This window comes from Chryseobacterium sp. ZHDP1 (assembly GCF_018603435.1).
GTDB classification, from domain to species: Bacteria; Bacteroidota; Bacteroidia; order Flavobacteriales; family Weeksellaceae; genus Chryseobacterium; species Chryseobacterium indicum.
The window spans coordinates 1-14,282 of the sequence record NZ_CP075682.1 but is presented as its reverse complement, the minus strand read 5'-3'; the positions used below and the strand labels follow the sequence as shown (position 1 = coordinate 14,282).

Genomic DNA, 14,282 nt, shown 5'->3' with positions numbered 1-14,282 from the left:
ATTTATAAAAAAATTATAATTATCATAATTTTATTTAAAATTAACATAAATTTATGTATATTAAACGATCTTTTTAACTTAAATCACTTTATATCAAAATATTATACTAAAATATGCAGCGCATAATATAGTTCCTAAATTCACAAAAAGTTAAACATTAGTTTAACTAAATGTAATATTTCAACCCTCGAAAACACTCACTAGTCTTCAAAATTCGTAGAATATTCGATTTTCACGGATAATCATTATCTTTGTAGCTTAAAACTTTACTATAAATGTCAAACAGAAAGATGATTACGGCAGCTTTGCCTTATGCAAACGGACCGGTTCATATAGGACATTTAGCAGGTGTCTATATTCCTGCTGATGTATATGCGAGATTTCAGAGAAGATTAGGGAAAGATGTAGCGTTTATCTGCGGAAGCGATGAGCATGGAATTCCTATTACCATAAGAGCAAAAAAAGAAGGGGTAACGCCACAGGATATTGTAGACAAATACCACGAAATCATTAAAAAATCTTTTTCGGATTTGGGGATTTCTTTTGACGAATACTCCAGAACAACCTCTCCAAAACACTACGAGACTAGTCAGGATTTCTTTAAGGTTCTTTACGAAAAAGGAAAGTTTACGGAAGAAATGTCTGAGCAGTATTTCGACAAACAGGCAGGAGAATTTTTAGCAGACCGATACATCGTCGGAACCTGTCCTAACTGTGGTAATGAAAACGCTTACGGAGACCAGTGTGAAAAATGCGGTACTACCCTTTCACCCTCGGAACTGATTAATCCGAAATCCATGTTAAGCGGAAACGTTCCTATTCTGAAAGACACAAAAAACTGGTACTTACCATTAAATGAATATGAGGATTTCCTGAATGAATGGATTATTGAAGGTCATAAAGACGACTGGAAACCGAATGTTTACGGACAGGTGAAATCATGGTTAAATGATGGGTTAAAACCTCGTGCAATGACCAGAGACCTGAACTGGGGTGTTCCGGTTCCTCTTCCGAATGCGGAAGGAAAGGTATTGTACGTTTGGTTCGATGCGCCAATCGGATATATCTCTTTCACAAAAGAATGGGCGGAGAAAAACGGAAAAAACTGGAAAGATTACTGGCAAAGCGAGGAAAGTGATTTGGTTCACTTTATTGGAAAGGATAATATTGTATTCCACTGTATTATTTTCCCTGCGATGATGAAGGCTCACGGAGATTATATCATGCCTAAAAATGTTCCTGCTTTTGAGTTTTTAAATCTTGAGAACGATAAAATTTCCACCTCGAGAAACTGGGCGGTTTGGGCGCACGAATATGTGGAAGATTTCCCGGGACAACAGGATGTTTTAAGATATGCCTTACTTTCATCCGCTCCTGAAACAAAAGATAACAATTTTACGTGGAAGGATTTCCAGACGAAAAATAATTCTGAACTGGTTGGAATTTTCGGAAATTTCATCAACAGAGTTGCTGTGTTAATTCATAAATATTATGATGGGGTTGTTCCTCAAGGTGATGTAAACACTCCTGAGCTAAAAGAAATTAACAAATCAGCAAAAGAAATTTCAGGATTTTTAGAAAACTATGAATTCAGAAATTCTTTAACAGCTTTAATGAATTTGGCACGTTTCGGAAACCAGTATCTTCAGACAGAAGAGCCATGGAAAACAATAAAAGATAACCCTGAAAAAGCGGCACATTCTTTATTTGTAGGAGCTCAGATTGCAGTTGCTTTAGCACAGTTGTGTGAACCGTTTATGCCTTTCAGCTCTGAGAAATTGTTGAATATGTTTAATGTTCAAAAATCTGATTGGAATACTATTGAAACTAAATCTGTTTTAATTGAAACAGGTCATAAAATCAACGAAGCATCTCTTCTTTTCTCAAAAATTGAAGATAATGTTATCGAAGCTCAAATCCAGAAATTGGAAGACACCAAGCAAAACAATAAAAAAACAAATCCTAACGCAAAACCTATGAAAGAAGAAATCACTTTTGATGATTTTATGAAAATCGACTTAAGAACAGCCACTATTTTAGAAGCTGAAAAAGTTGAGAAAGCAGATAAACTACTGAAACTAACTGTTGATACAGGAGTGGACGTAAGAACCGTTGTTTCAGGGATTGCAGAAAGCTTTACCCCGGAAGAAGTTGTTGGAAAGCAGGTTATGATTTTATTGAATCTTGCCCCAAGAAAAATCAGAGGAATTGAATCTCAGGGAATGTTGCTTTTAACTACAAAACCGGACGGAAAATTATCTTTCGTAACGCCGGATGACAGCAATGTTGAAAACGGTATTGAGATCGGATAATCCGATATTGAGATAAAAAATAAATCCACGTGAACTAAAAATCATGTGGATTTTTTATTTGTCATTGCGAGGAGCAAAGCGACGAAGCAATCTTTTATTAATCTTAACAATATAAATAAATCTTAATGTTTCAAATTTTAACCATTAAGATTCTGTTAAGGATTTAAGAAAAGTTAAGTCTGAATGTTATTTTTTAAGTTTGAGATTGCTTCGTCGCTTTGCTTCTCGAAATGACAAAAACTAATTATTTCTTAGTCAGCCTCGCCAGATAAGAATCCTCTTCCTGCAACACTTTTTCTATTTTAAAACCATTATTCTCTGCTGCATTTTTTAAGGTATTAAAATCCAGATACAGCCATTTTATCGGATCTTCAGATTCTCCTTTATAATGAACAATATAATCGAGTTCGCCGTAATATCCTTCCGCAGGAATATAAACTCCGCCATCCTCATCTTCATCAAACATATACAGAATATCTGTGCTGTCGATTAAAATCTGACCGTTCGGATTCAAAAGCGAATAAAGTTTTTTCAGATAAATATCAATCACATGAAGACTTTGGAAAATGCCTGTTCCGTTCATCAGCAAAAGAATCGTATCAAATGTTTCTCCGGAAAAATGAAGCATATTTTCAGCAACTGCTTTCTTTATTCCTCTTAACTGGCAGACTTCAATGGATTTCGGAGAAATATCCAATGCGGTAACATCAAGATATTTTTCATTCTGAAGATACAAAGCATGAGAACCCGCTCCTGCTCCAATGTCTAACGTTTTTCCTTTTGCAAGTTGCAGAGCTTTTTGCTCAATTGTATTCATTCCGTCAAAATCGCGGAACAGATATTTTACAGGAAGTTCATCCAGTTCGGAAATAGAAGTTTCGGTCTGCAGATCTTCAGGATTTTCGTTGTGATAAAAATCCCAAATGGCTTTCCCCATTAAATCTTTCATAGTTTGATATATGGTACAAAGATAAGTTTTTGAAATTTTTAAATGAACATCTGTTGTGAAAAACGCACTTAACCATAAGTCTGTTTAAACTTTATTTAACCACAAAAGGTGCAAAAGATCTACTAAATTTTTTATTTAAAGTTGATCATTATAAATGAAAAGGGTCACAATAGTTTTTAAAAATCTTTGATTTTTATTTTTTTGAGCACTTTGATTATTCTGGAAATTCGCTTTAACATTATCTTTTGTCCCTTTTGTGGTTAATTCTGAAATTAGTTTATCACAAGTTTTAATTCTAAAATTAACATTCGAAATTTTTGACTTTAAATTTTTAAACCATAAGTCTGTTTAAACTTTATTTAACCGCAAAAGGTGCAAAAGATCTACTAAATTTTTTATTTCAAGTTGATGAAAAAGGTCACAATAGTTTTTAAAAATCTTTGATTTTTATTCTTTTGAGCACTTTGATTATTCTGGAAATTCTCTTTAACATTATCTTTTGTCCCTTTTGCGGTTAATTCTGAAATTAGTTTAAACAAGTTTCATTCTCAAAACGCAAAGCCCCACTTTACAATTAAAATGGAGCTTTGACTCAGTAAATGAAAAACAAGGTTCTTTACATCGCAGGACCTGCTGCGTCTTTTATTTCTTCGGATAATCTTTTTCTTTCCAAAAGTCTTCTTCTGGCAATTACAGATTTTCCGCTTAACACTTTTATAAATCTTGTCGATACAAAACGCTCTCTTCCAAAATGATGCGTAAGAATATATCCTAAAATTCCGAAACCGGCAATAACGATATACCCGAAAATCTTTTTATTGGCAGCAATAATCGCATTGAGCTGAATACCTTTCAGATTGGCAGCCACACTTTGTGAACTCACCGTTAATCCATCCATATAAACCGCCAGATTCCCTAAACTTTCCACCTGAAAACGGTACTGAAACCATGAAAATACCGCCGAAAAGAAACCGATCGTAAGAAAAGTTCTCCAGACCAAAGCCAGTCCGATGGCAGCCATCATATCATCAAGTTCAAGCTTATCCAGCGTGTAATACCAAACGGAAATAAAAAGCACCGTCATCCCAAAACCTTTCAGGAATAAAGGAAGATACCAGTTGTCATAATTAAACTCCAAAACCATAGAGAAATACATAATAACCGAATATCCCAACATCGCTGCAAATCCGGAAAAAATATACATTTTCACAGGTTTGTCCCTTTTAAACCAGATAATCGCCACAATTCCGGCAGCTACAATTCCGGGAATCATCAGAAGATTAAGTTTCGCATTCGTTATTTGGTCGTATCCCAAAACTCCGACGGCAAAAATATTCTGTAATGTTGCCGTTGCCATAAACATTCCCAGACAAAGAAGCATAAACAATCCGTGAAGAACATTGCTTTTTGAAAAAGCCTTGAATGATAAATAAGGTCTTTTCAGATGCGTCTGTCTGGTCACCAGAAGCGCAAAACTTACAAAAGCACCAATCCCTGCATTGATGATATTTTTAGAATTCAGCCAATCCTGCTGTTTTCCGAAAGCAAAAACATACGCCGAAAACATAAACGTTGCCACAAAAAGCACAATACTCAGCCAGTCAATATAATGAAGCGGAACTTTCAGCGCAAAATACTGATCGTGCATAAAAATCCACTGCAAAACAGCCAGTCCGAAACACAAAATCGAAATAAGGACGAAAAATTGCTGCCAGTTATACAAAACCGAAACTTCTACGGCATAATATCCCACAATCTGGTTCATAATCAGGATAAATGAATAAAAAACACCGTAAAAAACACCACGGTTCCCGATCATTGCCATAACAGGTAAAAATAATTCGATCGCAACAATCATTTTAAAGAAACCGATCAGAAGAGAACTTCCGATGATTACAGAAGGCTGAAGTGTGGTTGCATTAATGTAATTTAAAATTCCCAAAAGAACCAGAACAACCGTAATTTTATCCCTGATCTTAAACCGCATTTTTAGTCTCAGAACAATCGGCATTGCCGCTCCCATTCCGATCGTGGAAGCATAATTCGCAAAAATATAATTTTCCGAAAGCGCACCGGTTCCGCCCACCATATAACTGATGTTTCCTGTGTAAACGCCGCCCAAAGGCATTACGATCGCCAGTAAAAGCACGATCAGTAAAAGCTGAACAGGTTTCGGTACCCAATCTCGGTATAATCCTTTGTTGTACATATTTTAAAATTTGATTTGAAGGCTGAAAGTCTGAAGATGTATGATTTAAAATACATTAACCTCGGTTTTCCTCATCCTTCTTTCTACCCTCCTTATTTTTTAATCACAATATTCATATTCATTCCTGCACTCAGCTTTTCGATGTCTTCTTTTTTATTGGAAGGCGTAAACTCAATTCTTACAGGAATTCTCTGCTGAACTTTAATGAAATTTCCGGTAGAATTATCCGTTGGAATATTAGAATATCTTGAACCTGTAGCCGCAGAAATTGCTGTAACTACTCCTTCAAATTGTTGTCCGCCCAATGCATCGGCTGTCATCATCATTTTTTCTCCTGTCTTTACATTCGGCATCTGACTTTCCAGAAAATTGGCAGTCACCCATTTCTGACCGTTCAAAACAATCGTTGCCACCTGTTGTCCCGGCTGAATCAACTGTCCTTCAGAAATCGTTCTTCTCCCCATCACTCCGTCATAAGGTGCAGTAATTACCGTGTACGAAAGATTAATTTTCGCCATATCTAATGCGGATTTTGCTCGTTTAATTTCTGCATCAATGATCCCGAATTTGCTTTTCACTTCTACAGTTGAAAGATTTGCCGACTGTTTCTGGTTGATTAAAGTCTGATACGCCGCTTTTTGTGCATCGTACTCCGTTTTTACCTGATCGTACTGCTGTCTCGTCACCGCCTCGGAAGCCAGAAGGTTTTTGTAACGGTTTAAATTCTGCTCCGCATTCCAGAGTCTTGCTTTTGCTCCCGCAATATTAGATTCCATCACATTCACGTTATTGGAAACCGTATTCACCGATGAACTTGTTGCCGCTCTTTGCGCCAAAGCATTCTGATACGCTGCTTCCGCCTGTCCGATCTGGGTTAAAATTTCGCGGTCATCCAATACAACAAGTGTATCTCCTTTTTTAACCTTTTGATGCTCAATGAATTTTATTTCTTTGATATAAGCTGAAACTCTTGTGTTGATAGGATTGATAAATTCCTCAACCTGAGCCGCTTCCGTGTATGTTTTATCACCGATGTGAAAATATTGCGCAATCAGCCAGTACAATCCGAAACCAATCACGGCAAAAACCAAGATATTGGAAATGATAGCTTTGATTCTGTTTTTCTTTCGTTCTTTCTTATTGGCTGCAGCTCCTGAATTGGCAGGAGCCTGAGTTGTATTTTGTGTATTTTGTTCCTTGTTTTCCATTTTGATTTTCAAATTTTAAATATTAAAGTGTTCCGGTAGATTTTAAAAGATTGTAATACTGATACAGCACATTGATTTCTCCATTTGCATAATCAAGCTCCGACTGTAATTTTTGATTCTGCGCGTCGATCATTTCTGCCTGTACCGCCAACTGATTCAGATATTTAGCTTCCGTAATTTTATAGTTTTCTTCCGCTAATTTTTTAGCATCATTTAAAATTTCCGCCTGCTGAATAGATTCCTGATATTTGGTATATGCCGCATTTACAGCCATATCAATATTCTGCTGCGTTAAAGTCATCGCATCATTTGCCTGCGTTTTCTGCAGTTCTCCCAGCTTCGCTTTTTCTTTGGTTTTAAAAAGATTATCAATATTGTAACTTAATGAAATCCCCGTTTGCCAACCACCGGAATACATATCCAGAACAGGATTTCTTGTAGTAATCGGTCTTTGCAGAGAATATCCTCCGAAACCTGAAATCGTAGGCATTCTGTCGGTTTTAATAATTTCAATATTTTTATCGGCAACATCAATGTTTGTTTTCGCAGATTTCAGCAAAGGATTGCTGTCATGAGCAAGATTTACATAATATTCGATACCAATTCCCGATTCTTTGTTCTGCAAACTTTCTACAGGAACAATTTCCGTATCAGTGGGTAATCCTAAAGCAATACTTAAATTGTAATTCAGAATTTTTTTATTGTTTTTTAACGTTAAAACACCCTGATCTAAATTTTTGATTGCCAGTTCACCTCGAATGACCTCGTTTCTCGTCACCATTCCCTGCTGATAAAATTTCTGAATGTTTTTCAGTCTTTCCTGAGCCAGTTTTTTATTGTTCTGAAAAACAGCTTCCTGATTTAAAATTTTATAAATATCCAGATAATTTGAAATGACCAGAAGTTTTACGTCCTGTTTGTTCTTTTCCAGATCCAGTTTAGAAAGTTGCTCACGAAGTCCCGCCATTTCAATAGACTTGTTCACCAATCCACCTTTAAAAATAAGCTGGGTTGCCTGAACCGCATACGAACTTCCATAGTGTGGCATCGGAACATTTGTGGAATTTGAGAAATCTTTATCGATAGCAACGGCATCGCCTAAGTAGAACTGACTGGTAGAAGCCGTAATGTTCGGCAGTTTCTGTAGTTTTACCACTTCCGTATTCTGTCTGGCAATGTTGATATTCTGTACCGAAACTTTCAGTTGCTGATGATTCTGCACCGCGAGTTCGGCAACTTCGTCTGCGGTGAGCTGTTTTATTTCCTGCGAAAAAAAAAGCGCAGGAAATAAGGCTATCACGAGTGATAGCGCTGTTTTTATGTTCTTAACCATTTTACCTTGTTTTACGGATACAAAGGTACGGCAGCAACAAACTCAAACAAATGTTTAAGAATTGGAAAAAGATGTTCAGATGTAAGATTTTAGTTTTCGAACTGATTTCTGTACTGGGAAGGACTTTCGCCCAAATGCTTTTTAAAAAAGTGCGAAAAAGAATAAGGATCGCTAAATCCGAGAATACCGGAAATCTCCGAAACAGGCTTATTTGATGAGTTCAGCAGCACTTTTGCTTCGTTCATCACAATCAGTGAAATAATCTGGCTTGCCGACTTTCCCGTGATGTCTTTCACCACCGCCGAAAGATGTCTGGTTGTAATCGACTGGCGCTGCGCATAGAACTCTACGCTTCGCTCATGGGTGTGGTGTTGCGCAAGATCGTTCAGGAAAATAAAAACAATTTCTTCCTGTCTGGACATCTGACTCATGGAATTGCTGTCTTCCTTGGAAATAATTCCCGCCATCTGATAACAGAAAACGGAAAAAAGATGTTCAACAATTTCTTTCTTGTAGGTCATTTCTGTCTCAGAATCGAGAATGTATTTGAGGAAATTAACACTTTTCCAGACCACTTCCAATTCATCCGGTTCGAAAGGAACACCGATGTTCATCTGCTGCCTGAAATAACGGTACGTAATTAATCTGTTGAATTTCAAAGATAAAGCCGAAATAAATTCACGTTTGTACGAAACCATTCTCGATTGAAAATCATCGCTGATGGAGATCATTTCGTACACCGTCTGAGGATCCGTCACCATAAACATATTGGCAGAAAGCTCAAGATCGCGGAAGTGCTGTTTCAGCTTAATGCTTCCTGTTTTCACAAAGATAAACGCAGGATTATCAGGACGGAATGGTTTATCGACAGAAATTCTCTCGAAAATATTATGTTGCGTAAAAATTTCAACTCCGAATTTTTCTAAGACAGACATAGTACAAATATAAAGCAATCTCTTGAGCGGTCACAAAAATTTATTATTTTAGTGTTTTCCAAATTAGAGATATGAGAAAAATCGATTTGCTATTTGCAGAATACGCCGAAAGCCACAGAAACTCGACCAATAAGCTGATCCACTGGATCTGTGTTCCTTTAATTTTCTGGACGATTTTAGGATTTATTTCTTTCATTCCTTCAAAATCAATTGGCTTCAGATATATTGGCGAAATCAGCTATGTAAGTTTTGCAGCCATTGCTCTGGTAACTGTTTTTTATACCAGACTTTCTTTTTTAATCGGTCTGATTATGTTTTTCGTGATGATTTTAATGGAAAGTTTCGCTTACGGAATCAATATCCGTTTTGAAGAAAAATCATGGATGGTTTATCTCGCTGTTTTTATAATAACATGGATTTTTCAGTTTGTAGGACACAAGATTGAAGGCAAAAAACCTTCTTTCCTGAAAGATTTACAGTTTCTTTTGGTAGGACCGATTTGGCTGTTGAGTTTTATTCTTAAAAAACTGGGAATCAGATATTAATCTTAATGATTGGTAAATGATGATTGATGATTGATGATTGAAGATGGAAGTTGATTTTCAGGCTATACAACTTCCCTCTTCCGGCATCAAACTTCTAACCTGATTAATCTTCAAGAGCATAAACGGCAAAACTTGCGAGCCAATGATCTCCCCCATAATTTCCCTGAAAAAGCAATGGCAATCCGTTGTTTAAAAATACATTGGCTGTTTTCTCAAATTTCTGTTTCAAAGAATGATTTACAGGAAGCGATTTAGCGATTCCTTTCATGCACCACGCCTTCGAAAAAGATAAACCGACCAAATGAACAGTCTGATAATCTGAAAGATCACTCACCACCGGAATTTTTTCAATATTTTCCAGACTTCGTTTTTCATAGAAATTATTTAACCACACGACAAATTCTTTTTGGGGTAAAACGCGTCGCATCAGATCTGCAATTTCGAGACTTGGCGAAAAGAAATCCGATCCGTCCGGTTCAAGATAAGCGGGTGTTTTCGTATTGTTCAGATAAAAATATTTTGCCTTTTCAATGAGCTGATTTTCAAAATCTTTATCTCCGGTCGCTCTTGCCCAATCGAGTGCAAAAACCATTGCAAAAGCCGTATTGGGATGAACTCCCGTTCTGTTAGGATAAGTTTGTTTAGGTAAAAAAGTCTTCCACGAAGCTAAAATTTTATCGGTAAGAGGTTTCAGATTCTCATGCCATATTTTTGCTTTGGGATGATTCCATGTTGCCAGTTCTTCGTCTAATTTCAATAACCAAGCCCATCCGTACGTTCTTTCGAATGTTCCGGTTAGCTGATATTTGGTGAAATAATCGGCTTCTGTCTGTAGATTTTCTTTTTTAAATGAATTGTCGAGAATGTTTTCAATGTCTTTTGCCACCGAAAGACCGGGTTTTGTTTTCAGCAGCCGAAGCAGCATCCAATGTCCGTGAACAGAGCTGTGCCAATCGAAACAGCCATAAAAACTGGGATGAAGATCTTTAGGACTTAAAGTAACTTCTTTTTCGTTATTGATAATATGGGCTGTTTTATTCGGATATTCCTGATTGACACAATGAAGCGGCTTTTCAGATAATCTCACTGCCATTTCATCGGTAAGTTTCGGAATTTCCTGACCAAACATCAGAAATGGTAAAAAAATGATGGCTAAAAGACTCTTTTTCATTCATTAAAAATATAAAATAAATTCAATCTTTCATTTGTGATCAGGCTAAAAATATAAATTCATAAATTATCTTCATCTGTTTTGAATATTTATTAAAAGCTTTTTACTTATCCTTAATAATTCTAGTGCTAAATTTTAACGCAAAGTTTACAAATACTTACCGCTTTTAAACTTAAAATCTGTAAAAAATCTTGAAGAAATTCATTACAAGCAATTGCAGACTTATTTGAAAATTTCAGATAAAAGACTCGGATTATTGATTAATTTTAATACTACGAATATTTTAGATGGAATTAAAAGAGTCGTCAATAAGTTATAATTATCACTCCCGCAGATTTTGCAAATTAAGCAGATTAAGTTTATACTAAAAAATCTGCATGATCAGTAAAATCTGCGCGAGATTATAAATCTTCTCTATTTTCCCAAAACAAACACCGCCGGAATTTTATGGAGTTCCGGTTTTTGCTTCTGCCATTCTTTAATGGTTTTTGTTCTGATGAATTCATGCTCCGGATCGTTGATATTGGCGGCGATGCACAATTTTGTGTTTGGCGATAAAAATTTCGTCAGATCTTCAAAAAGTGCGTTATTTCTGTAAGGCGTTTCCATAAAAATCTGCGAATATCCTGTCTTCTGAACCAGGCTTTCGAGCTGAAGAATCTGCTTTTTCTTTTCACTTTTATCAATCGGAAGATAGCCGTTGAAGGTGAATTCCTGTCCGTTAAAGCCACTGGAAATCAATGCCAGAATAATGGATGAAGGTCCTGAAATCGGGATAACACGGATGTTTTTCTCATGACACCATTTCACCATAAGGTTTCCAGGATCTGCAATGCATGGAAGTCCCGCTTCAGAAAGTAATCCGAAATCCTGACCTTTTAACATCAGTTGCTGCGCTTCTTTAATATCTGCGTTTTCTGTGTATTTATCCAGCAAAAAAAGTTTCAGCTCCGACTGTTTTTTTTCGGGAGCGAAAAACTTAACCACTTTTCTGGCTGTTTTTTCATTTTCTACGAAGAAGTAATCGGTCTGCATAATATACTCTTTAATCACCGGCGAAAAATGGGTGATAGAGGTATTTTCTGAAAGATAAGCAGGAAGTAAAAAAAGCATGATTTTATTTTTTTGTTCTTTCTTTTAAAGAAGGTTGTGGGTAATATTTTGTAAGATCCATGGAAAAAGACACGGAAGTAATTTTCCATTTTCCGTCGGTTTTCATTAAAGTCCAGATTTCTTTACCCCAGTTCAGCATTTTACCGTCATGCCAAAAACTGTAATCGAAATTAGCGGAAGCAATCGATCCGTCCTGAATAATTTTTACGTTGTAGAATTTTTCTTCCGATTTATCGTCTTTAAAACTTTTAATGAAGGCTTTGTAATTATCTGTAAAATAGATTTTTTCGTCGGGATATTCTGTCACAACTTTTTTGTAAGTACGATCTGTATACACTCCAGTCCAGAGAACCGGATCCTGAAAAAGCGAGACAAATTTTGCCTCATCTCTGGTTTTAATGCAGTTCATAAAATCATCCATTATGGTACGGATGGCGATTTCATCTTTTGTCTGAGCGAAAGCAAAGCTGCCGCAAATAAGAAAAAGAATTAAAAATTTTTTCATCTTTATTTTAAATTTTATTTAGCATAGCATCACAACCACGATCTAAAAGCTGATAGACCTCTTCAAATTCATTCAGATCTCCCCAATACGGATCGGGAACTTCAGCATTTTCATGATCGCCTAAAACTTCAAGAAATAAAGACACTTTCTTTCGCTGTTCTTCATTTTTAGCTTTGGAAATAACATCAGCCAAAACGTCAACATCCATGCAGTAGATTTTATCAAATGTTTCAAAATCCGAGTGTGTTATAGGTCTGGATTTCTGTTTCGAGATATCAATTCCGTGGTTTGAAGCGGTTTTAATGGCTCTTTTGTCGGGATGATTTCCTTCGTGCATGGAAATGGTTCCGGCAGAATCTATTACAAAATTTTCAGGAGCTTTTGCTTTCATGATCCCTTCTGCTAAAGGACTTCTGCAAATGTTTCCCAGACAGACCATTAATATTTTCATCTCAGTTTCAGGTTTTAATGTTTCAGGTAACAAAACTAAATAAAAAATGAAGAATAAAATTATTCTCCATTTTCTTTATTTAAATTGAATTATTTCTTACTGTTTAATTCTTTCTCCCAATTCCTTCACATACTTTTTAACCTCTTTGTCGATCTTGGAAACATCTTTAATGGTATCACAAGCGTACATTACTGTAGAGTGGTCTTTTCCGCCCATTTCTTCCCCGATTTTGGTAAAGGTAGCATTGGTCAACTCTTTAGAAAAATACATCGCCAATTGTCTTGGAAGCGCAATTTCTCTTTTTCTAGTTTTGGATAAAAGCTGCTCTTTTTTGATTCCGAAATAATCGCAAACCACTTCCTGAATATAAGGAATATTGATGACTTTTTTCTGGTTGGATGCAATTTTATTAATGGTATCCTTCAGTAAAGTTAAGCTAAGATCCTGCTTATAAATGGTAGAGTATGCAATAACCGAATTGATGATTCCGATAAGCTCTCTTACGTTTGTTTTTGCTTCCGCAGCAAGGAAATCAAGCATATCATCCGGAAGAACGATGCCGTCTCTGCTTAATTTATCAATGATGATCTGTTTTCTTGTTGAAATATCCGGAGATTTGATCTCTGCAGAAAGTCCCCATTTGAATCGGGAAACAATCCTGTCCTGAATATCCAGAATATCTGCAGGAGCTTTATCTGAAGTAAGGATGATCTGCTTTCCGTTCTGATGCAAATGATCGAAAATATGGAAGAAGCTGTCCTGTGTTGCAGATTTTCCGGAAAGGAACTGAATATCATCGATGATTAAAACATCAACCATCTGGTAGAAATTCGCAAACTCGGTCTGTTTATGTGCTTTTGCCGCCGAAATAAACTGCTGAATGAATTTTTCGGAAGACAGATATAAAACGACTTTATCAGGAAACTGATTTTTAACTTCCAGTCCTACAGCCTGTCCTAAGTGTGTTTTACCAACACCGTATCCTCCGTATAAAAATAATGGGTTAAAAGCTGTTGCTCCCGGTCTTTTAGCGATAGATCTTGCAACTGTTGCTGCAAATTTGTTGCTCTCTCCTTCTACATAATTATCGAAAGAGAAGTCTGATTTTAAGTTGGAATCAATATTTACCTTCCTGATTCCCGGAACCACAAACGGATTCACGATATTGGCAGAAAAGCCCTGAGGCATCGTTTCCTGCACTTTCGGAGTCGGTACAGATTTACCTTTTATATTCATGGTAACCGGTCTTTCCAAACCGGCAGGTTTGTTTTCCATTACAGAATACCATAATTTCACTCCTTTTCCTATATTTTTTTTCAGGGCAGCAGAAAGCAGGGACAGGTAATTGTCCTCAATATATTCCTTGTAAAAATCACTCGGAACCATAAGCGTAAGATTATTCTCAACCAATGAAATTGGCTGAACCTTATCGAATAGCAAATCGAAAGATTTTTCAAGTTTTTTAAGATCAGAATTATCTTCAGCTGCGTTGAGATTATCGCGCATGAACTGAAGGCACTTCTGCCATATCATCATTAAATTTTCATCCAT

Annotated in this window: 13 protein-coding genes; 3 read left to right on the top strand and 10 right to left on the bottom strand. The window is 36.3% G+C overall.

Annotation, left to right across the window (positions count from 1 at the left end):
• Positions 1–275: 275 nt before the first annotated feature.
• Complete coding sequence (gene metG, locus KKI44_RS00065; protein WP_214589272.1) at positions 276–2,312, top strand: methionine--tRNA ligase; 2,037 nt, start codon at positions 276–278, stop codon at positions 2,310–2,312.
• Between the two features lie 244 nt (positions 2,313–2,556).
• On the opposite strand, the gene KKI44_RS00060 is transcribed toward metG, so the two are convergent.
• The 5 genes from KKI44_RS00060 to KKI44_RS00040 form a co-directional block, all read right to left on the bottom strand.
• Entirely contained in the window at positions 2,557–3,261 is a 705-nt protein-coding gene (locus tag KKI44_RS00060) for a class I SAM-dependent methyltransferase (protein WP_214589271.1), read from the bottom strand.
• A gap of 616 nt (positions 3,262–3,877) precedes the next feature.
• Positions 3,878–5,470: an MFS transporter gene (locus KKI44_RS00055; RefSeq protein WP_214589270.1), complete on the bottom strand. Its 1,593-nt coding sequence runs from the start codon at positions 5,468–5,470 to the stop codon at positions 3,878–3,880.
• A gap of 92 nt (positions 5,471–5,562) precedes the next feature.
• Positions 5,563–6,678: an HlyD family secretion protein gene (locus KKI44_RS00050; protein WP_214589269.1), complete on the bottom strand. Its 1,116-nt coding sequence runs from the start codon at positions 6,676–6,678 to the stop codon at positions 5,563–5,565.
• A 22-nt stretch (positions 6,679–6,700) separates the two neighbouring features.
• Positions 6,701–8,011 carry a TolC family protein gene (locus KKI44_RS00045; protein ID WP_214589268.1) on the bottom strand — a complete coding sequence of 437 codons (1,311 nt, stop codon included), beginning with the start codon at positions 8,009–8,011 and terminating at the stop codon, positions 6,701–6,703.
• 89 nt (positions 8,012–8,100) lie between these two features.
• A complete protein-coding gene (locus tag KKI44_RS00040) occupies positions 8,101–8,946 on the bottom strand; it encodes a helix-turn-helix domain-containing protein (RefSeq protein WP_076393421.1) in 846 nt (281 codons plus the stop codon).
• A 71-nt stretch (positions 8,947–9,017) separates the two neighbouring features.
• Between KKI44_RS00040 and KKI44_RS00035 the strand changes: the two genes are divergently transcribed.
• Positions 9,018–9,491: a DUF962 domain-containing protein gene (locus KKI44_RS00035; protein ID WP_214589267.1), complete on the top strand. Its 474-nt coding sequence runs from the start codon at positions 9,018–9,020 to the stop codon at positions 9,489–9,491.
• Positions 9,492–9,594: 103 nt separating this feature from the next.
• Here KKI44_RS00035 and KKI44_RS00030 read toward each other — a convergent pair whose 3' ends face one another.
• Positions 9,595–10,662, bottom strand: a complete 1,068-nt coding sequence (locus KKI44_RS00030) for a DUF2891 domain-containing protein (protein WP_214589266.1) — start codon at positions 10,660–10,662, stop codon at positions 9,595–9,597.
• 214 nt (positions 10,663–10,876) lie between these two features.
• Between KKI44_RS00030 and KKI44_RS00025 the strand changes: the two genes are divergently transcribed.
• Complete coding sequence (locus tag KKI44_RS00025; protein ID WP_317195184.1) at positions 10,877–10,981, top strand: GxxExxY protein; 105 nt, start codon at positions 10,877–10,879, stop codon at positions 10,979–10,981.
• Between the two features lie 95 nt (positions 10,982–11,076).
• Here the strand turns inward: KKI44_RS00025 and KKI44_RS00020 are convergent, their stop codons facing one another.
• From KKI44_RS00020 to dnaA, 4 genes are all read right to left on the bottom strand, one after another.
• Positions 11,077–11,775, bottom strand: a complete 699-nt coding sequence (locus tag KKI44_RS00020; RefSeq protein ID WP_214589265.1) for an SAM-dependent methyltransferase — start codon at positions 11,773–11,775, stop codon at positions 11,077–11,079.
• 4 nt (positions 11,776–11,779) lie between these two features.
• Positions 11,780–12,280, bottom strand: a complete 501-nt coding sequence (locus KKI44_RS00015; RefSeq protein WP_214589264.1) for a nuclear transport factor 2 family protein — start codon at positions 12,278–12,280, stop codon at positions 11,780–11,782.
• A 7-nt stretch (positions 12,281–12,287) separates the two neighbouring features.
• Entirely contained in the window at positions 12,288–12,731 is a 444-nt protein-coding gene (locus KKI44_RS00010; protein ID WP_214589263.1) for a low molecular weight protein-tyrosine-phosphatase, read from the bottom strand.
• Between the two features lie 96 nt (positions 12,732–12,827).
• On the bottom strand, positions 12,828–14,282 hold the full coding sequence (gene dnaA / locus KKI44_RS00005; protein WP_214589262.1) for a chromosomal replication initiator protein DnaA: 1,455 nt from the start codon (positions 14,280–14,282) through the stop codon (positions 12,828–12,830).